We start from the raw sequence: 19,194 nt of genomic DNA, 5'->3' as shown, positions 1-19,194 counted from the left end.
GCACCTCCCATTGACAACGTTGTCTAACGACTGGTCGGATGTTTACAGTTGGAACCGCCCACGTCAAGGAAATGTTCAGCCCGAGCGGCCGAAGCCGATGGTCGGTACGGCCCTGCGCAGCGGCCATGGCCGGCTCGGCGCGGGCAACAGCCCCGCCAGGAAGGCGTATCGGCGCAGCGCCGCCGGATCCTGGTCCGACGACTCCTGGACGTAACTCCACCAGGCGGCGACCTCCGACCAGCCGGGCGCCGACAGCGATCCGCCGAACTCCTGGACCGACAGGGCGGCCGTGAGCCCGGAGAACGCGATCCGGTCGGCGAGCGGCCAGCCGGCGAGGGTGCCGGTGACGAACCCGGCGACGAACACGTCGCCCGCGCCTGTCGGGTCCAGCGCCGCCACGTCGATGGCCGGCACCTCGGCGGTGGCGCCGCTGGCGCTGTCCACCGCGTACGCCCCCTCCGCGCCCAGGGTCACGACCACCAGCGGCACCAGCTCGGCGAGCGCCCGCGCGGCGGCCCTGGGGCAGTCGGTACGGGTGTAGCGCATCGCCTCCTCCGCGTTGGGCAGGAACGCCTCGCAATGCGCCAGGTCGGGCAGTCCCGCCAGGTCCCAGCGGCCCGTGTCGTCCCACCCCACGTCGGCGAAGACCCGCGCGCCGTGCCCGGCGGCGCGGGCGATCCAGTCGTCGCTGCGGCCCGGTGTGAGCGCGGCGACGGCGGCACGCGCGCGGGGCGGGCACTCGGGCAGGGCGCCCTCCGGCGGCGGAGCCTCGTGCCCGTGGGAGACCATCGTGCGCTCGCCCTCGTACGCCATGGAGACCGTGACCGGTGAGTGCCAGCCGGGGACGGTACGCGAGCGGGAGAGGTCGATGCCCTCGCCCTGCTCCAGCGCGTCCCAGCAGTACTCCCCGTAGTGGTCGTCGCCGAAGGCCGCCGCGAGCGAGGTGCGCAGGCCGAGCCGGGCCAGCGCGCTGGCCATGTTGGCGATGCCGCCGGGGCTCGAACCCATGCCCCTGGCCCAGGACTCGGTGCCGCGCACGGGGGCGCTGTCGAGGCCGGTGAAGATGATGTCGAGGAAGACCGTGCCGGTCAGGTAGACGTCGCAGTCCGGGTCGTCCGGGGCGCGCAGGGCGCCCAGCGGGTCGACATCGGCGGTGTGGGCCTGCGGCGTTCCTTCACGTGGGGTCACGGTCGCGCTCCCGGATCGGCGTACGGATCCGGACAGTGTGCCCGATGGCACTGACAGTCGGCGTGAGCAGCGTGCCGGGCGGTCGGGTCACGTCGGTGACGGGTACAACCCCCGCGCCCGTCGGACGTCTCACACTGAAAGGGGGCATCATGAGCAACGAACATCAAATCGCCTTTTTCCTGCGGGAGTTGTCGGCGCCGCAGCCGTGGCGGCGGGCAGCCGCGGCCAAGGGGCTCGGCCGGGTCGGGAGGACCCGGGAGGTATCGGCGCTCGTCGCGGCGGGCGGAGATCCTGATCCCTCGGTACGCGCCGCCGCCGCGCTCGGCCTCGGCCGCCTCGGCGCTCCCGGCGGGACCGCCCACGGTGGCGGCACCGCGACCACCGCGACCACCGCGACCGGCACCGACATCGGCGACTTACTGACCGGTCTGATGCGCGACGCCGACCCGCGCGTACGGCGCCGGGCCTCGCTCGCCGCCGACCGGCTCGGGCTGACCGGCCCGGCCGTCACCGCGGCGTTCACGCGCCTGCTGCGGGACGAGGACCGGCACCTGCGGCTCAACGCGCTCGTCGCACTGCGGCGGCTGGGGACGCTCGGTGACATCGAGTCGGTGGTGCGGCTGCTGGGGGACCCCGAGGACATGATCTGGGGGCACGCGCGGATGCTGGTGTGGTCGCGGCCGGACGACGGCGACGTCAGGGCGGAGGTTCTTCGCTCGGCGCGGCACGGATCCGGTGCGGCCCGTGCTCGGGCGATCGACATCCTGCCCGCCCGCTGCACGCCACGCCTGTGGGACTCACTGATCGAGGGTCTGCACGACCCGGCTCCTCAGGTGCGCCGGGCGGTGGTGAGCAGACTGGGCGACGCGCCGAGGCGCGGAACCGCCGATCTGCTGCTCGCGCGCCTGGACGACGAACAAGACCCGGGTGTCGCGCGTGAGCTGATCGGGACCCTGGGATGGATGGGTGAGCACCGCGCCCTACCGGCGGCACGGCGCTGGATCGACCATCCCGACCTGGGTTGGACCGTCGTACAGGCGCTGGCCCGTATGAACACGTCGGCCGCCGTCCGGCTGCTGAGGTCCGTCCTCACGCGGTGGCCCTGCCACCCCGAACTGAGGGCGGCGGCGGCAGGGGCCGTCGGTGGGCTCGGCGACCGGCGGGACCTCGACCTCCTCCTTCCGCTCCTGCGGGACGAGGACGTACGGGTGCGGGCCGGGGCGCTGAACGGCCTTGGCCAACTGGGCCGACTGGGCCGGCACCGGCTGCCTCGCCGGGACCGCGACAGGGCGGCACGGGCGCTGATGCGCTGTCTGTTGACCGACCCCCAAGTGACCTCGCAGGCCGGTCGCGCGCTGGCCCACTATCCCGAAGTCCTGCCGTCGATAAGGCTGTTGCTGGACGAGCGATCGGTGGGGGCCGAGGTCCGCGCGGCGGCGCTGTCGCTCCTGAACGAGCCGGAGAAGACGGACGGAGCGCGCTTCGTGGCGTACCTGGACGACCCGGAGGAGGCCGTCCGCTACCAGGCCGTGCACGGCCTGGGCAGGTACGTGCGGGAGTACGGCGGCCCGCCGGCGGGCGCGGACGGGGCGATCGAGTCGCTGACCGCGCTCACGGCCGACGCCTCGCGCCGTACCCGCGACGCGGCGGCCGAGGTGCTCGACGCGTGGAGCCCGGCAACCGCCCGGCCCTGACCGGCCCACGACGCCTGGACGGCACCTCCAGTAGCCCCCGAGGGGGGCACGGGAGGTACCCCCTGCGTTGCCGGAGTCGGCCGCCTACGGCCGGGCCGTCCACGACACCGATCCTTGCGCCTTGCGAAGCACCGCACCGCACCAGCGAGACATCAGCCGTTCTGCGGCGGGCGCGGGCCCCACCCTTCGGGCGGACGGCGCTACTTCGCGGACACGCCCCGGCAGGTCAGCCGGAGCGCTTGGGCAGCGGGACGCGCACGAGGTCGGCGGCGACGGTCAGTTCGCCGTCGTAACCGGCCGCCCTGGCCTGCCGCTCGAACTGATCCGGGTCGCCGTAACGCTGCGAGAAGTGCGTCAGTACGAGGTGCCGTACGCCGGCCTCCCGAGCCACCGCCCCCGCCTGGCCCGCCGTCAGATGCCCGTGATCGGCGGCCAGTTGGGCGTCCTCGTCGAGGAAGGTGGACTCGATGACGAGCATGTCGCAGCCGTCCGCCAGCGCGTGCACCCCGTCGCAGAGCCGGGTGTCCATGACGAACGCGAAGCTCTGGCCCCTGCGCTCCTCGCTCACGTCGGCGAGCGTCACCCCGCGCAGTTCGCCCTCCCGCTGGAGGCGCGCCACGTCGGGCCCCTCGATGCCGTGCGCGGCGAGGCGCTCGGGAAGCATCCTGCGCCCGTCCGGCTCGGTGATCCGGTAGCCGTAGGACTCGACGGGGTGTGAGAGCTTGTGCGCCCGCAGGGTGTAGGAGTCGGTGCGGGCGAGTACGCCGTCGGCGTCGACGGGCGCCTCGGTGATGCCGACCGTCTCGCGGTACGCCGTCGCGTACCGCAGCCTCCTGAAGAAGACGTGTCCGCTCGCCGGGTAGTGTGCGGTGATCTCGTGCGGGACGCGGTCCAGGTTGATGCGCTGGATGACCCCGGCGAGGCCGAGCGAGTGGTCGCCGTGGAAATGCGTCACGCAGATCCGGTTGATGTCGTACGCGGCGACCGAGGCCCGCGCCATCTGGCGCTGGGTGCCGTCGCCGGGGTCGAAGAGGATGCCCTCGCCGTCCCAGCGCAGCAGATAGCCGTTGTGGTTGCGGTGCCGGGTGGGGACCTGGCTGGCGGTTCCCAGGACGACGAGTTCTCGTACGGACACGGTGTCGGCGCCTACCCGGGGGGCCAGTTGAGGCCGCGTCCGCCCAGGACGTGGGCGTGCGCGTGGAAGACCGTCTGGCCCGCGCCGCTGCCGGTGTTGAAGACGACCCGGTAGCCGCTGCCGGCGGTCTTGTCCTCGGCGGCGACCTCGGCGGACTCGCGCAGGATGTCGGCGGCGATCTGCGGCTCGGCGGCGGCGAGCGCCGCCGCGTCCGGGTAGTGCACCTTGGGGATCACCAGCACATGGGTGGGCGCCTGCGGGTTGATGTCCCGGAAGGCCACGGTGGTGTCCGTCTCGCGTACGACGGTGGCGGGCACCTCCCCGGCGACGATCTTGCAGAACAGGCAGTCGGCCTGTGGTTCTCCCGCCATGGTCCGCGTCTCCTCGCGTCGGTCGGCCGGTCGCGCCTGGTCACTTCCGTACCCCGGCATGCTATCGGCCCGCTGTCGCCCGGCGGTCAGGACCAGCGGCCGGTGCGGCTCAGGAGCAGCGCGCAGGCGGCCGTGCCGGCGGTGGACGTGCGCAGTACGGTGCGCCCGAGCCGGTACGCGCCGGCCCCGGCGTCCGCGAACAGCGCCAGCTCGTCCGGGGAGACGCCGCCCTCGGGTCCGACGACGAGCACGATGCGCCCCTCGCGGGGGAGTTCGGCGGTGGCCAGGGGTTGACTGCCCTCCTCGTGCAGGACGGCGGCGAAGTCGGCGACCGCCAGCAGCGCCGCGACCTCTTTGGAGGTCATCGCCTCCGCCACATCGGGGAAGCGCAGCCTGCGGGACTGCTTGCCCGCCTCGCGGGCCGTGGCGCGCCATTTGGCCAGCGCCTTGGCGCCCCGCTCGCCTCTCCACTGGGTGATGCAGCGCGCGGCCTGCCAGGGCACGATCGCGTCGACTCCGGTCTCGGTCATCGTCTCGACGGACAGTTCGCCGCGGTCGCCCTTGGGCAGCGCCTGGACGACGGTGATACGCGGTGCGGGCTCGTCCTCCGTACGTACGCCGGTGATCTCCACGTCCAGCCGGTCCTTGCCGTGGACGGCGGCGACCGTCCCGTGGGCGCCGGTGCCGGCGCCGTCCGTCAGGACGACCTCCTCCCCCACGCGCAACCTCCTTACGGAGACGGCGTGGCGGCCCTCGGGGCCGTCGAGCGTGACGAGGCCGGGCCGCAGACCGGCAGTGGCGTCGACGACGAAGACGGGTGCGGTCATGAGCTGTTTCCCAGGGTCAACGAGGCGCGGGCGGCTTCGAGTTCGCCGACGAGGACGTCGACGAGCTGTCCGGCGGGCAGATCGCGGGCCATCCGGTGGCCCTGGCCGGCCCACAGGGCCATGCCCTGGGGGTCGCCGACCTTGGCGGCGGATTTGCGCAGCCCGGCGGTGAGGTGGTGCAACTCGGGGTAGGCGGGCGGGGCGTAGGGGCCGTGTTCGCGCATGAAGCGGTTGACGAGACCGCGCGCGGGCCGCCCGGTGAAGGCGCGGGTGAGTTCGGTGCGGGTGAACAGCGGGTTGGTCATGGCGTGCTTGTGCAGGGCGTGGGCGCCGGACTCCGGGCAGACGAGGAACGCGGTGCCGAATTGTGCGGCGTCGGCTCCCGCGGCCAGTACTGCGGCGATCTGGCCGCCGCGCATGAGCCCGCCGGTCGCGATGATCGGCAGCCTTACGCAGTCGCGTACTTGGGTGACGAGCGACAGCAGCCCGATGCCCGCGCCGTCGGTGGCGGGGTCGTCGCGGTGGGTGCCCCGGTGGCCGCCGGCCTCGACGCCCTGGACGCAGACGACGTCGGCGCCCGACCACTCGGCGGTCTGGGCCTCCTCGGGCGTGGTCACGGTGACGACGGTGAGGGTGCCGACGCGGGTGAAGGCGTCGAGGGTGGTGGGGGTGGGACAGCCGAAGGTGAACGAGACGACCGGGACGGGATCGTCGAGCAGTATCGCGAGCTTGGCCTCGTACCCGTCGTCGCGGCCCGCCTCGGGATCGCCGAGCGGGGTCTCGTACCAGGTCGCCTCCCCGGCGAGCTGATCGCGGTAGACCTCCACGGCCGCGTGGTCGTCGTGGTGCGGCTGCGGCATGAACAGGTTGATCCCGAAGGCGCCGGAGCTGAGCCCCCGGAGCTGTTTGACCTCCTCGTACATCCCGTCGGCGGTCTTGTACCCGGCGGCGAGGAAGCCGAGCCCCCCTGCGTCACCGACGGCCGCGACCAACTGCGGGCAGGACGCGCCGCCGGCCATGGGAGCCTGCACGATCGGATACCGGCAGATGTCGGTCAACACGGAGGACATGCACGCATGGTGCCATGTCCCTCCGGGGGTGCCGAACGCGACCGCGATCGTTCACAAGCCACGCGGCCCGCGAGGCCGGGCATGTCCTCGAATCGCCGGACGGGCCGCATATGCGGCCCGTCCGGCGATCGAACGGCTCAGCGGCCGTTGAACGCGTCCTTCAGCCGTGAGAAAAGCCCCTGTTGACCCGGTTGAAACTGGCCGGTGGGCCGTTCCTCGCCCCTGAGCTTCGCCAGCTCTCGCAGCAACCGCTCCTGCTCCGGGTCGAGTTTCGACGGGGTCATGACCTCGACGTGGACGATCAGATCGCCCCGGCCGCCACCGCGCAGATGCGTGATGCCCCGGCCGTGGAGCGGGATCGACTGGCCCGACTGGGTGCCCGGACGCACGTCGATGTCCTCGACCCCGTCCAGCGTCTCCAGCGGGCACTGCGTGCCCAGCGAGGCCGCCGTCATCGGGATGGTCACCGTGCAGTGCAGATCGTCGCCGCGCCGCTGGAACACCGCGTGCGGCAGTTCGTGGATCTCGACGTACAGGTCGCCCGCCGGACCGCCGCCGGGCCCGACCTCGCCCTCTCCGGAGAGCTGGATACGGGTGCCGTTGTCGACGCCCGCCGGGATCTTGACCGTGAGCGTGCGGCGCGAGCGGATACGGCCGTCACCGGCGCACTCGGGGCAGGGGGTCGGCACGACCGTACCGAAACCCTGGCACTGCGGGCACGGCCGCGATGTCATGACCTGGCCCAGGAAGGACCGCGTGACCTGCGAGACCTCACCGCGACCGCGGCACATGTCGCAGGTCTGCGCGGAGGTGCCGGGTGCGGCGCCCTCGCCCGAACAGGTCGTACAGACGACCGCCGTGTCGACCTGGATGTCCTTCGTGGTGCCGAAAGCCGCCTCGTTGAGGTCGATCTCCAGCCGGATCATCGCGTCCTGGCCGCGCCGCGTCCGCGACCTCGGCCCACGCTGCTGCGACGTCCCGAAGAACGCGTCCATGATGTCGGAGAAGTTGCCGAAGCCACCGGCCCCGAAGCCGCCCGCGCCACCGCCCGCCTGTGAGAGCGGGTCCCCGCCGAGGTCGTAGACCTGCTTCTTCTGCGGGTCCGACAACACCTCGTACGCGGCGTTGATCTCCTTGAAGCGCTCCTGCGTCTTGGGATCGGGATTGACATCCGGGTGCAGCTCGCGGGCGAGTCTGCGGAATGCCTTCTTGATCTCGTCCTGTGATGCGTCGCGGCGTACGCCGAGTACGGCGTAGTAGTCCGTGGCCACTTACGACTCCGCCAGGATCTGTCCGACGTAACGTGCCACTGCGCGTACCGCTCCCATCGTTCCGGGGTAGTCCATGCGGGTCGGTCCGACCACGCCGAGTTTGGCGACTGCCTCGTCGCCCGAACCGTAGCCGACCGCGACCACGGACGTGGAGTTGAGGCCCTCATGGGCGTTCTCATGCCCGATTCGTACGGTCATGCCCGAGTCCTCGGCCTCGCCGAGCAGCCGAAGGAGCACGACCTGCTCCTCAAGCGCCTCCAGCACCGGCCGGATCATCAGGGGGAAGTCGTGTCCGAAGCGCGTCAGATTGGCGGTGCCGCCGATCACCAGACGCTCCTCGGTCTCCTCGACCAGCGTCTCCAGCAGCGTCGCGAGGACCGTGGCCACCGTCCCCCGGTCCTCCTGGTCGAAGGAGTCGGGCAACTCCTGCACCAGCAGCGGCACATCGGAGAACCGGCGGCCGACGACCCTGGCGTTGAGCCGGGCCCGCAGGTCCGCCAGCGACGTGTCGCCGAACGGCACGGGACAGTCGATCATGCGCTGCTCGACCCGGCCGGTGTCGGTGATCAGCACCAGCATCAGCCGCGCGGGGGCCAGCGAGAGCAGTTCCACATGCCGCACCGTCGAACGGGTCAGCGAGGGGTACTGCACGACCGCGACCTGCCGGGTCAACTGCGCGAGCAGCCGTACCGTACGGCCCACCACGTCGTCCAGGTCGACGGCGCTGTCGAGGAAGTTCTGGATGGCCCTGCGCTCCGGCGCCGACAGGGGCTTGACGCCCGCCAGCCGGTCGACGAAAAGCCGGTAGCCCTTGTCCGTCGGAATACGCCCCGCACTGGTGTGGGGCTGGGCGATGAAGCCCTCGTCCTCCAGGACGGCCATGTCGTTACGGACAGTGGCCGGGGAGACACCGAGCTTGTGCCGCTCGGTCAGCGCCTTGGAGCCGACGGGCTCCTCGGTGCCGACATAGTCCTGGACGATGGCGCGCAGCACCTCAAGCCTGCGTTCGCTCAGCATCGCGCACACCTCCAGCTCTGGTTCCTCGGATCCGGCTTGGCACTCGATGCGTAGGAGTGCCAGCATTCCCCGTGCCAGTGTACGGCCGTGAGGTACGCCCCTAGCAAGGCCGACCGGTCACGCTACCGCGCGCGGCACCGCCGCTCCCACCGATAGCGTCGCCGTATGAACGTCCGTTGGGAAGAGCACGACTGGGAACGGATCGCCCCGGGGGTCGGCAGACGGAGACTGCCTGGCTGGGATGCGACGGTCGGTCTGGTCGTGGGCGAGGACGCGGTCCTTCTGTACGACACGGGCTCCACGCTCCGTGAGGGCGCGCGAATCCGCGCGCAGGTACAGGCGCTGTGCGGCGGCCGGCGCGTCACGCACATCGTGCTCAGCCATCCCCACTTCGACCATGTCCTGGGGACGGCGGCCTTCTCGGGTGCGCGGGTGTACGGCGCGGTCGGCCTGGCGGAGCTGCTGCTCCGCGACCGCGAGAGCCTGCGCGCGTCGGCCGTACGGCACGGGGTGTCCGCCGCCGAAGCCGCCTCCGCGGTGGACGTGCTGGTCGTGCCGGGGCACCCGGTGTCCGGCGAGTGGACGCTCGATCTCGGCGGACGACAGGTACTTCTCGCCAATGTCGGCCCCGGGCACACCGGGCACGATCTGGCGCTGCTCGTCCCCGGCGACCGGGAGGTCGTCTTCTGCGGCGACCTGGTCGAGGAGTCGGGCGAGCCGCAGGCCGGGTCCGACGCGATCCCGGCGCGCTGGCCGGCCGCGCTGGACCGGCTGCTGGCGCTGGGCGGCGAGGACGCGGTGTACGTTCCCGGCCACGGCGCCACCGTCGACGCGGCGTTCGTACGGGCCCAGCGTGGCGCGCTGGCCGCGCGTTTCGGCACGGGGTGAGCGCGGCCCCGTTATCGTCTGCGGATGCGCAGTTACAGCCCCGATCTGACCCCGCCCTGGAAGCGTTCGAAGCCGGTGCCCGAGGTGCCCGCCGAACCCGATCTGGTGGTCGAGGAGGTGTCGACGGGCTTCTGCGGCGCGGTGATCCGCTGCGAGAAGACCGCCGAGGGCCCGACGGTCACCCTGGAGGACCGCTTCGGCAAACACCGGGTGTTCCCGCTGGTGGAGCGGGGGTTCATGCTCGAAGGCCGGATCGTCACCCTGGTCCGGCCGACCACCGGCGGCCCCTCGCGTCCCACCCGTACGGCCTCCGGCTCGGTCGCCGTCCCGGGCGCGCGGGCACGGGTGGCCCGTGCGGGGCGCATCTACGTGGAGGGGCGGCACGACGCGGAACTGGTCGAGCGGGTGTGGGGCGACGACCTGCGGATCGAGGGCGTGGTCGTGGAGTACCTGGAGGGCATCGACGATCTCCCGGCGATCGTCGCGGAGTTCGGCCCGGCGGCGGACGCGCGGCTCGGGGTGCTGGTCGACCATCTGGTGCCCGGCTCGAAGGAGTCCCGCCTCGCCGCAGAGGTCACCGGGGACGACGTGCTGATCGTGGGCCACCCGTACGTCGACGTCTGGGAGGCGGTGAAGCCGTCGTCGGTGGGCATCGGGGCCTGGCCGACGATCCCGCGCGGCCAGGACTGGAAGACGGGCGTGTGCCGCGAACTGGGCTGGCCGGAAAACACCGGTGCGGCGTGGCAGCGGATCCTGGGCTCGGTCCGCTCCTACCGAGACCTGGAGCCGGCGCTGCTGGGGCGGGTGGAGGAGCTGATCGACTTCGTGACGGAGTCACGTTGACCCTGCGGGCCGGTTTCGTCCTCAAGCGCCGGACGGGCTTGGTGGTTGCGGTCTCGTTGCCGGGGCGGGGTGCGGGCCCTCCGGGTGGGTATGTCCGGACGGCATGATTTACGCCGCGTGCAAGGCTCATTGGTCCCGACGGGACCGGCATGTCCACGCGACACAAATCAGCCTGAGTGTCCGAACACACCCACCCTCCGACCCCACACCCCTCCACGCCGCCCCGGCCCGCAGTTCAGGCAAACCCCACCTCCCGCGCGGGGAAGGGGGACGCGCAGGGGTCGTGTCCGGACACTAAAGCGTGATTTGTGGCGCAACCCGGACCAGCACCACACCAACACCGCTGGGCGCCGTAAATCATGCCGTCCGGGCATGACCCCGGAGCGGCACCCGGCCACCACCGCAACCACCAAGCCCGTCCGGCGCTTGAGGACAACGACCACCGGCCCGCAGGCGGCAAACAAAACCGGCAACCACCCAGCCCGTCCGGCGCTCGAGGACGAACCCGGCCCGCAGGCCGCAGACCCTCAGTCCACCAGCCCCCGCACCACCGCATCCGCCAGCAACCGCCCCCGCAACGTCAGCACCGCCCGGCCCTCCCCGTACGGGCCCTCCGACAGCAGCCCGTCCGCCAGCGCCCGGCCCGCCGCCGCGAGCCCCGCAGGCCGCAGCAGGGACAGCTCCACGCCGTCCGACAGCCGCAGTTCCAGCAGGATCCGCTCCACGCGCCGGTCCTCCGCCGTGAGGAGTTCACGGCCCGCGCCCGGCGACCGCCCCGACGCGAGCGCCGCCGCGTACGCCCCCGGGTGCTTGACGTTCCACCAGCGCACCCCGCCGACATGGCTGTGCGCCCCCGGCCCCGCGCCCCACCAGTCCGCGCCGCGCCAGTACAGCTCGTTGTGGAGGCACCGACCGGCCGGCGTGGTGGCCCAGTTGGAGACCTCGTACCAGGAGAACCCGGCCGCGGCCAGCGTCTCGTCCGCGATCAGGTAGCGGTCGGCGTGCTCGTCGTCGTCGGTCATGGGGACCTCGCCGCGCCGGATGCGCCGGGCGAGCCCCGTGCCCTCCTCCACGATCAGCGCGTACGCCGAGACATGGTCCGGCCCCGCCCCCACGGCCGCCGCCAGCGACGCGCGCCAGTCGTCGTCGCTCTCGCCGGGGGTGCCGTAGATCAGGTCGAGGTTCACATGGTCGAACCCGGCCGCACGGGCCTCCGCGACACACGCCTCGGGCCGCCCCGGGGTATGCGTGCGGTCGAGCACCTTCAGCACGTGCTGCCTCGCGCTCTGCATACCGAAGGAGATCCGGTTGAAGCCGCCCTCGCGCAGCTCCGCGAGGTACGCCGGGTCGACGGACTCCGGATTGGCCTCGGTGGTGATCTCGGCGTCGTCCGCGAGGCCGAACTCCTCGCGTACGGCGCCCAGCATCCGTACGAGGTCGGCGGCGGCCAGCAGCGTGGGCGTACCGCCGCCGACGAAGACCGTCCGGACGGGCCTGGAGTCGTCGCCCAGGACCTTGCGGGCGAGCCGGATCTCGTCGGTGAGGGTGTCGGCGTAGTTGTCGCGGGAGGCCAGCACGCCGCCCGAGCCGCGCAGCTCGGTCGCCGTGTAGGTGTTGAAGTCGCAGTAGCCGCAGCGCGTCGCGCAGTACGGCACGTGCAGATAGAAACCGAGCGGGCGGTCCGCCGCGCCCTTCAGGGCGTGCGGGGGAAGCGCGCCGGACTCGGGCATGGGGTCACCGTCGGGCAGGGCGGAAGGCATGCCCCCAGTGTCCCGCACCCCCGCGGGTAGCTACACCGCGCGCAGCACCAGCATCGCCAGGTCGTCCGAGGGCGGGCTCGGGTCGAAGTCGTGCACGGCGCGTCTGATCCGCTCGGCGACGCCCTGCGCGCTCAGTCCCGTGCAGCCCGCCAGGATCGCGGTGAGGCCGTCGTCGTCGTCCAGGAGCAGCCGCCCGGAGCGGCGCTCGGTGATGCCGTCGGTGACGCACAGGAGGGTGTCCCCGGACTCCAGGTCGAAGCTGAGGCTCTCGTACGCGACGTTCTCGTCCACGCCGAGGAGCAGTTGCGGCTCGGCCGCCACCCGTACCGTCCCGTCGGGCTTCAGCAGCAGCGGCAGGGGGTGGCCGGCGCTGGCGAGGGTGCAGCGGGCGCCGCCGCCGGTGCCGGGGAGGGGGGCCAGCTCGCCGTAGAGCAGGGACAGGAAGCGCGACTGGCCGCCGTCGGCGAGGCCGCCGCCGTGGCCGTCGTCGAGGCTTTTGCCGATGTCGCGGATGTCACCGAGCGGGCCGAGGTCGCTGAGGCCGGGGAGGCCGCTCTCGCCGCCGGAGAGGTCCTGTCCGCCGGCGACGGCGACCATCAGCGCGGCGGCCTCGGCGGCTTCCATGGCGTCGTCCAGCAGGAGCCGGTTGAGCCGGTCGAGGACTTCGCCGACGCCGTACCCCTCGCGGGCGAGGAGCCGCAGCCAGGGGCGGGCGAGTCCGGTGACGACGGCGGCCTCGGGGCCGCTGCCCTGGACGTCGCCGAGCATGAAGCACCAGCGTCCGCCGGGCGGCGCGGGGAAGACGTCGTAGAAGTCGCCGCCGACCACGCCGTCGTCGGCGGGCTCGTACACGAGGTGGCTCTCGACGCCCGGGATCCGGGCGACCTGGCTGGGCAGCAGGCTGCGTTGCAGGACGCGGCTGATGGTGGCCTGCCGGGTGTAGCGGCGGGCGGCGCCGATCGCGAGGGCGACGCGGCGGGCGAAGTCCTCGATGAGCGCGGTCACTTCGTCGGGCATCCGGGCGAGCCGCCGCCGGCCGAGGACCAGGGTGCCCAGCGGGCGGCCGTTGGCGACGAGCCGGCAGGAGACGGCCGCGCCGTCGTGCGCGCCGGTCTGGCCGGAGCCGGGCCACGGGACGGGGACGGGGACGTTGCGCCCGCTCCCCGTGCCGGTGCCCGTGCCGTCCCGCTCGCGCCGGGAGTCGAGCAGCCGGGGCGGCTCCTTCTCCAGCAGGGCGCGCAGCGTCTCGATGCGGGACTCGTCGGCGTGCCAGACGCGCGCGAGCCGGGGTGTGGCGCCCGCCCTGCCGTGTCCTTCGCCCTCGCCGTCGAGCCAGATCGCGCACCAGTCGGCGAGGCGGGGGACGAGCAGTTGGCCGGCGAGGGCGGCGACCAGGTCCTCGTCGAGCTGTCCGGCCAGCAGGTCGGAGGCTTCGGCGAGGAAGGACAGGGCGCCGCGGCTGATCCAGTCCGGGTCCTCGCGCGGCATGCCGCGCGGTGCGGGGGCGAGGATTTCGGCGGCGCGCAGACCGCGGCGCAGGGCGGGTTCGCCCACGACGCCGTTTCCGTTGACGCCCACGGCTCCGTCGGCGCCGGTGCCCGCCGCGGCCTCGGTGGTCGGCCCGTCGAGCGGGATACGGGCCCACACGGTCTTGAGGCCGGTGCGGTACGTGATGCCCCAGCGTTCGGCGAGGGCGGCGATGAGCTGGAGGCCCCGGCCGTACTCGGGGGAGCCGCCGCCCGCCGGGCCGTGCGCGTCGCTGCGTACGGAGCGGGCGGGGTGGTGGTCGGACACCTCGATGACGAGTGCGGCGGACTCCCGCACGGGGGTGGCGCCGTCACCGGACGCGGTGCGGGGGCCGGCGGCGCCCGGCCCGGTCTCGGACGTGTCGTCGGGTCCGTCGCCGTCCGGCTCCCTCAGGGCCGCTTCGAGGCGGCAGAGCAGTTCCACGTTGGTGCCCGCGTGGACGACGGCGTTGGTGACCAGTTCGCTGACGATCAGCACCGCGTCGTCGGCCGCCCCGTCGGGGCTGTGCCGGCCCGGTGGGCACACCTGGTCGCCCTGGCACAGGGCGCAGGTGGTGAGCAGCCCCAGGCTGGTCCACTCGGCGAGCGCGGCGCGCACGAAACGGCGCGCTGCGGACGGGGCGAGCGGGTTCCCCGGCAGGCTGGTGTGTCGCTCGTCGTTCCGGAACGTCCGGCTCCGTGCCGGAGTCGGCACTTCCGGATCGTCCGTGTCCCGGCAGTCCCCTATAGGCCCCACGTGCGGCTCCTGATTGTTTCTTCCGTTGCGCCGCTTACGACCCCGACAGAGTGACAGACTGAGCCTGCCCATAAGCGTCGAGTCATCGAAATGGGCGAAGAAGTGGGGCGAAGAACGGAGCTCAAGGGCCACCTCCCGGCCGCCACACCCGCATCACACTACGCACCCGGATCCCCCACACCGGGCCATCACCTACTCGGACGCCACCCACGATGAGCAACCCGATACCCACCGAACCACCCGTCGAACCACCCACGGACACCTCGGTCACCGACCGCGCGGGCATCCTCCTCGTCGACGACATGGAGGAGAATCTTCTCGCGCTCGAAGCGGTGCTGGCATCGCTCAACGTGCCGCTGGTGCGAGCCCGTTCGGGCGAGGAGGCGATACGGGCGCTGCGTCACGAGCGGTTCGCGCTGGTCCTGCTGGACGTACGGATGCCGGGCATGGACGGCTTCGACACCGCCGCCGGGATCAAGCGTCTGGACCAGGCGAAGGATGTCCCGATCATCTTCCTGACGGGGAGCGATCCCGACGGCGGCTTCACCTTCCGCGGCTACGCGACAGGGGCCGCCGACTTCATCCCGAAGCCCTTCGACCCGTGGGTGCTGCGCGCCAAGGTGACCGTCTTCCTCGAACTGCACCGCAAGAACCGCGAGTTGGAGGCCCTGCGCGACCGGGTGGCCGGGCTCGAAAACCTACTGCGGGAGTTACGGCGCGGACAGAGCCCGCGACCGTAGCGCCCGACCGCCGGCCCCGCCCGCGTCCTCGTCCACGACGCGTAGACGCGACTACGCCTCCCGCGCGCCGTCGTACATCTCGTCCAGCAGGTGCTTGTACTCCCGCTCCACGACCGGCCGCTTGAGCTTGAGGCTCGGCGTCAGCTCACCGTGCTCGATGTCCAGGTCGCGCGGCAGCAGCCGGAACTTCCTGATCGTCTGCCAGCGCTGAAGGCCCTCGTTCAGCTCGTTCACATAGCCCTCGATCAGCTCCCGGGTCCGGGGCGACGCGACGACGTCGGCGTACGACATGCCCTCCATGCCGTTCTCGGCCGCCCAGCCCAGCAGGGCCGCCTCGTCCAGCGAGATGAGCGCGGTGCAGAAGTTCCGGTCGGCGCCGTGCACCAGGATGTTGGAGACGTACGGGCACACCGCCTTGAACTGGCCCTCGACCTCGGCCGGCGCGACGTACTTGCCGGCCGACGTCTTGATCAGGTCCTTCTTGCGGTCGGTGATCCGCAGATAGCCGTCGACCGACAGCTCGCCGATGTCGCCGGTGTGGAACCAGCCGTCGGATTCGAGGACTTCGGCGGTCTTCTCGGGCAGCCCGTGGTAGCCGTCCATGATGCCGGGGCCGCGCAGCATGATCTCGCCGTCGTCGGCGATACGGACCTCGCAGCCGGGCAGCGGCTTGCCGACGGTGCCGGTGCGGTACGCCTCGCCCGGGTTGACGAAGCTCGCGGCGCTCGACTCCGTCAGGCCGTAGCCCTCCAGGATGTGGACTCCGGCGCCCGCGAAGAAGAAGCCGATGTCGGGCGCGAGCGCGGCGGATCCGGAGATCGCGGCGCGCAGCCGGCCGCCGAACGCCTCGCGGAGCTTGGCGAAGACGAGTTTGTCGGCGACGGTGTGCTTGGCGCCGAGCGCGAAGGGCACCGAAGCGGTGCCGGTGTGGCGGAAGTTGTCCTGGCTGACCTTCGCGTACTCGCGTGAGACCCCGGCGGCCCACTGGAAGATCTTGTACTTCGCGGGGCCGCCCGCGCGTGCCTTGGCCGCGACGCCGTTGTAGACCTTCTCGAAGATGCGGGGCACCGCGGCCATGTAGGTCGGCCGTACCACCGGCAGATTCTCGATGATCTTGTCGACGCGGCCGTCGACGGCGGTGACATGACCGACCTCGATCTGGCCGGAAGTGAGCACCTTGCCGAAGACGTGCGCGAGCGGCAGCCAGAGGTACTGGACATCGTCCTTGGAGATGAGTCCGGTGGCCGCGATGGCCTTCGCCATGTAGGACCAGTTGTCGTGCGGCAGCCGTACGCCCTTGGGGCGGCCCGTGGTGCCCGAGGTGTAGATGAGGGTGGCGAGCTGGTCGGCCGTGATCGCGCCGACCCGCTCCTTGACGGCCCCGGGCTGGTCCTGGAGGTGCTTCGTCCCGCGCTCCTCCAGCTCGGCGAGCGAGAGGACCCAGCCCTCGGGGTCGCCGTCGGCGGGCTTCGCGTCCGCGGCCTCGATCACCACGACATGGGCGAGGTTCGGCAGCTCGGCGCGGCGCTCGCGCGCCTTGGCCAACTGGGCGGCGTCCTCGGCGATCAGGACGCGGCTCTCGGAGTCGGCGAGGATGTACGCGAACTCCTCGGCGTTCGTCGAGGGGTAGACCGTCGTGGTCGCGGCGCCGGCGCACATCACACCGAGGTCGGCGAGGATCCACTCGACCCGGGTGGCGGCGGCGAGCGCGACGCGCTCCTCGGGCCGTACGCCGAGCGAGATCAGACCGGCGGCCACCGCGTACACGCGTACCGCGGCCTGGCCCCAGCTCAGGGACTTCCAGTCGTCGGGGCCCTGACCCGAGGCGGGCGGAACGGGATAGCGGTACGCCTCGGCGTCCGGCGTGGCCGCCACGCGCTCAATGAAGAGGGCCGCCACCGACGGCGGCCTGTTCTCGATCAAGGTCTTTGTGTCGCTCACGACGTCCTCCGGGCCCCGCGAAGCTTGCGCGACGGGCTTGTTGTTTAACTGGTGAGTAACCATCGAGCAGTGATCAGAGTAAAGCGCACCCGCCCGGTGCGTAAGGGGACGCGGGCAGCCGCTTCATAACGAACCGGACCAACGAACCGGGCCCATGAACGGGACCCGTGAACCGGACCCGTGAACCGGACCCGTGGACGGCGGCCGGGCCCACGCGTCCGCGCGCACGGGCCCGACCGGTCAGTTCCCCGCGGTCACTTCTTCTTGCTCGACGATTCGTCGCTCGAAAGCACCGCGATGAACGCCTCCTGCGGCACCTCCACACTGCCGACCATCTTCATCCGCTTCTTGCCCTCCTTCTGCTTCTCCAGCAGCTTTCGCTTACGGGAGATGTCGCCGCCGTAGCACTTGGCGAGGACGTCCTTACGGATGGCGCGGATCGTCTCGCGGGCGATGACCCGCGAGCCGATGGCCGCCTGGATGGGCACCTCGAACGCCTGGCGCGGGATCAGCTCCCTGAGCTTGGCGACGAGCCGTACGCCGTACGCGTACGCCTGGTCCCGGTGCGTGATGGCGGAGAAGGCGTCGACCTTGTCGCCGTGCAGCAGGATGTCGACCTTGACGAGCTGGGCGCTCTGCTCGCCGGTGGGCTCGTAGTCCAGTGAGGCGTAACCGCGGGTCTTGGACTTCAACTGGTCGAAGAAGTCGAAGACGATCTCGGCGAGCGGGAGGGTGTAGCGGATCTCGACCCGGTCGGCGGAGAGGTAGTCCATGCCCAGCAGCGTGCCGCGGCGGGTCTGGCACAGCTCCATGATGGAGCCGATGAACTCGCTGGGCGCGAGGATCGTGGCCCGCACGACGGGCTCGTGCACCGAGTCGATCTTCCCCTCGGGAAACTCGCTCGGGTTGGTGACGATGTGCTCCTTGCCGTCCTCCATCTCCACCCGGTAGACCACGTTCGGCGCGGTCGCGATCAGGTCGAGATTGAACTCGCGCTCCAGCCGCTCGCGGATCACGTCGAGGTGCAGCAGCCCGAGGAAGCCGACGCGGAAGCCGAAGCCGAGAGCCGCGGAGGTCTCCGGCTCGTAGACGAGGGCCGCGTCGTTGAGCTGGAGCTTGTCGAGGGCGTCGCGCAGCTCGGGGTAGTCCGAGCCGTCCAGCGGATAGAGGCCGGAGAACACCATCGGCTTGGGGTCCTTGTAGCCGCCCAGCGCCTCGGTCGCGCCCTTGTTGAGGGAGGTGATCGTGTCACCGACCTTGGACTGCCGGACGTCCTTCACGCCGGTGATGAGATAGCCGACCTCGCCGACCCCGATACCGTCGGCGGGGGTCATCTCGGGCGAGGAGACGCCGATCTCCAGCAGTTCGTGGGTGGCGCCGGTGGACATCATCCGGATGCGCTCGCGCTTGTTGAGCTGGCCGTCGATGACACGGACGTAGGTGACGACGCCCCGGTAGGAGTCGTACACCGAGTCGAAGATCATCGCGCGCGCCGGGGCGTCGGCGACGCCGACCGGCGGGGGCACGTCCTTGACGACCCGGTCGAGCAGCACGTCGACGCCGACGCCGGTCTTCGCGGAGACCTTCAGGACGTCCTCGGGCTGGCAGCCGATGAGGTTCGCCAGCTCCTCGGAGAACTTCTCGGGCTGCGCGGCCGGCAGGTCGATCTTGTTGAGCACCGGGACGATGGTGAGGTCGTTCTCCATCGCCAGATAGAGGTTGGCGAGGGTCTGCGCCTCGATGCCCTGCGCGGCGTCCACCAGCAGGACCGTGCCCTCGCAGGCGGCGAGCGAGCGGGACACCTCGTAGGTGAAGTCCACGTGGCCCGGAGTGTCGATCATGTTCAGGACATGGGTGGTGCCCTGGTCAGGACCCTCGTTGGGGGCCCACGGCAGCCGGACCGCCTGGGACTTGATCGTGATGCCGCGCTCGCGCTCGATGTCCATCCGGTCGAGATACTGAGCGCGCATCTGCCGCTGGTCGACCACTCCCGTCAACTGGAGCATCCGGTCGGCGAGCGTCGACTTGCCGTGGTCGATGTGCGCGATGATGCAGAAATTACGGAGCAGCGCCGGGTCCGTACGGCTGGGCTCGGGCACGTGGGTAGGGGTCGCGGGCACGCAGGGTCCTGATTCTTGAGACGCGCGGCGTCTCGTCTCGGGTCGACATCGGATCGATACGTAGCCT

General features: G+C 71.7%; 15 protein-coding genes. 4 read left to right on the top strand and 11 right to left on the bottom strand.

Annotated elements, in window-relative coordinates; genetic code table 11:
- Positions 1-75: 75 nt before the first annotated feature.
- Positions 76-1,188 carry a carbohydrate kinase family protein gene (locus tag OG329_RS30390; protein WP_405799584.1) on the bottom strand — a complete coding sequence of 371 codons (1,113 nt, stop codon included), beginning with the start codon at positions 1,186-1,188 and terminating at the stop codon, positions 76-78.
- Between the two features lie 149 nt (positions 1,189-1,337).
- On the opposite strand from OG329_RS30390, the gene OG329_RS30385 reads away from it, so the two are divergent.
- On the top strand, positions 1,338-2,882 hold the full coding sequence (locus tag OG329_RS30385; RefSeq protein WP_405799583.1) for a HEAT repeat domain-containing protein: 1,545 nt from the start codon (positions 1,338-1,340) through the stop codon (positions 2,880-2,882).
- Between the two features lie 226 nt (positions 2,883-3,108).
- Here OG329_RS30385 and OG329_RS30380 read toward each other — a convergent pair whose 3' ends face one another.
- The 6 genes from OG329_RS30380 to hrcA form a co-directional block, all read right to left on the bottom strand.
- Complete coding sequence (locus OG329_RS30380) at positions 3,109-4,017, bottom strand: ribonuclease Z (RefSeq protein ID WP_405799582.1); 909 nt, start codon at positions 4,015-4,017, stop codon at positions 3,109-3,111.
- 11 nt (positions 4,018-4,028) lie between these two features.
- Positions 4,029-4,388 (bottom strand): histidine triad nucleotide-binding protein, encoded by a 360-nt coding sequence (locus tag OG329_RS30375; protein ID WP_405799581.1) that lies wholly within the window; start codon positions 4,386-4,388, stop codon positions 4,029-4,031.
- A gap of 86 nt (positions 4,389-4,474) precedes the next feature.
- Complete coding sequence (locus OG329_RS30370; RefSeq protein WP_405799580.1) at positions 4,475-5,215, bottom strand: 16S rRNA (uracil(1498)-N(3))-methyltransferase; 741 nt, start codon at positions 5,213-5,215, stop codon at positions 4,475-4,477.
- Positions 5,212-6,285 carry a nitronate monooxygenase gene (locus tag OG329_RS30365; RefSeq protein WP_405799579.1) on the bottom strand — a complete coding sequence of 358 codons (1,074 nt, stop codon included), beginning with the start codon at positions 6,283-6,285 and terminating at the stop codon, positions 5,212-5,214. Before OG329_RS30365 ends, OG329_RS30370 begins: the two co-directional genes overlap by 4 nt.
- A gap of 137 nt (positions 6,286-6,422) precedes the next feature.
- Positions 6,423-7,556: a molecular chaperone DnaJ gene (gene dnaJ, locus OG329_RS30360; RefSeq protein WP_189108274.1), complete on the bottom strand. Its 1,134-nt coding sequence runs from the start codon at positions 7,554-7,556 to the stop codon at positions 6,423-6,425.
- Positions 7,557-8,573, bottom strand: a complete 1,017-nt coding sequence (gene hrcA / locus OG329_RS30355) for a heat-inducible transcriptional repressor HrcA (RefSeq protein ID WP_405802098.1) — start codon at positions 8,571-8,573, stop codon at positions 7,557-7,559.
- Positions 8,574-8,738: 165 nt separating this feature from the next.
- Between hrcA and OG329_RS30350 the strand changes: the two genes are divergently transcribed.
- Entirely contained in the window at positions 8,739-9,461 is a 723-nt protein-coding gene (locus OG329_RS30350) for an MBL fold metallo-hydrolase (RefSeq protein WP_405799578.1), read from the top strand.
- 24 nt (positions 9,462-9,485) lie between these two features.
- Positions 9,486-10,304, top strand: a complete 819-nt coding sequence (locus tag OG329_RS30345; protein WP_405799577.1) for a DUF3097 domain-containing protein — start codon at positions 9,486-9,488, stop codon at positions 10,302-10,304.
- A 527-nt stretch (positions 10,305-10,831) separates the two neighbouring features.
- On the opposite strand, the gene hemW is transcribed toward OG329_RS30345, so the two are convergent.
- Complete coding sequence (hemW, locus tag OG329_RS30340) at positions 10,832-12,064, bottom strand: radical SAM family heme chaperone HemW (RefSeq protein ID WP_405799576.1); 1,233 nt, start codon at positions 12,062-12,064, stop codon at positions 10,832-10,834.
- A gap of 30 nt (positions 12,065-12,094) precedes the next feature.
- Complete coding sequence (locus OG329_RS30335; protein WP_405799575.1) at positions 12,095-14,284, bottom strand: SpoIIE family protein phosphatase; 2,190 nt, start codon at positions 14,282-14,284, stop codon at positions 12,095-12,097.
- Positions 14,285-14,628: 344 nt separating this feature from the next.
- On the opposite strand from OG329_RS30335, the gene OG329_RS30330 reads away from it, so the two are divergent.
- Positions 14,629-15,066 carry a two-component system response regulator gene (locus OG329_RS30330; protein ID WP_405802096.1) on the top strand — a complete coding sequence of 146 codons (438 nt, stop codon included), beginning with the start codon at positions 14,629-14,631 and terminating at the stop codon, positions 15,064-15,066.
- A 51-nt stretch (positions 15,067-15,117) separates the two neighbouring features.
- Here the strand turns inward: OG329_RS30330 and OG329_RS30325 are convergent, their stop codons facing one another.
- Both OG329_RS30325 and lepA read right to left on the bottom strand, forming a co-directional pair.
- Entirely contained in the window at positions 15,118-17,007 is a 1,890-nt protein-coding gene (locus tag OG329_RS30325; protein ID WP_405799574.1) for an AMP-dependent synthetase/ligase, read from the bottom strand.
- Between the two features lie 254 nt (positions 17,008-17,261).
- Positions 17,262-19,127 carry a translation elongation factor 4 gene (gene lepA, locus OG329_RS30320; RefSeq protein WP_078077404.1) on the bottom strand — a complete coding sequence of 622 codons (1,866 nt, stop codon included), beginning with the start codon at positions 19,125-19,127 and terminating at the stop codon, positions 17,262-17,264.
- Positions 19,128-19,194 lie beyond the last annotated feature (67 nt).

This window comes from Streptomyces sp. NBC_01506 (assembly GCF_045040295.1).
Lineage (GTDB): Bacteria > Actinomycetota > Actinomycetes > Streptomycetales > Streptomycetaceae > Streptomyces.
Note: the sequence above shows the minus strand (reverse complement) of the source record. Positions and strands in the feature narration are given on the sequence as shown.

What these genes read in the sequence shown, in the direction of transcription:
- OG329_RS30385 (WP_405799583.1), top strand. Translation starts at nt 1,338, where the DNA reads ATGAGCAACGAACATCAAATCGCCTTTTTCCTGCGGGAGTTGTCGGCG.
- OG329_RS30375 (WP_405799581.1), bottom strand. Translation starts at nt 4,388, where the DNA reads ATGGCGGGAGAACCACAGGCCGACTGCCTGTTCTGCAAGATCGTCGCC.
- OG329_RS30370 (WP_405799580.1), bottom strand. Translation starts at nt 5,215, where the DNA reads ATGACCGCACCCGTCTTCGTCGTCGACGCCACTGCCGGTCTGCGGCCC.
- OG329_RS30365 (WP_405799579.1), bottom strand. Translation starts at nt 6,285, where the DNA reads ATGTCCTCCGTGTTGACCGACATCTGCCGGTATCCGATCGTGCAGGCT.
- hrcA (WP_405802098.1), bottom strand. Translation starts at nt 8,573, where the DNA reads ATGCTGAGCGAACGCAGGCTTGAGGTGCTGCGCGCCATCGTCCAGGAC.
- OG329_RS30350 (WP_405799578.1), top strand. Translation starts at nt 8,739, where the DNA reads ATGAACGTCCGTTGGGAAGAGCACGACTGGGAACGGATCGCCCCGGGG.
- OG329_RS30345 (WP_405799577.1), top strand. Translation starts at nt 9,486, where the DNA reads ATGCGCAGTTACAGCCCCGATCTGACCCCGCCCTGGAAGCGTTCGAAG.
- hemW (WP_405799576.1), bottom strand. Translation starts at nt 12,064, where the DNA reads ATGCCTTCCGCCCTGCCCGACGGTGACCCCATGCCCGAGTCCGGCGCG.
- OG329_RS30330 (WP_405802096.1), top strand. Translation starts at nt 14,629, where the DNA reads ATGGAGGAGAATCTTCTCGCGCTCGAAGCGGTGCTGGCATCGCTCAAC.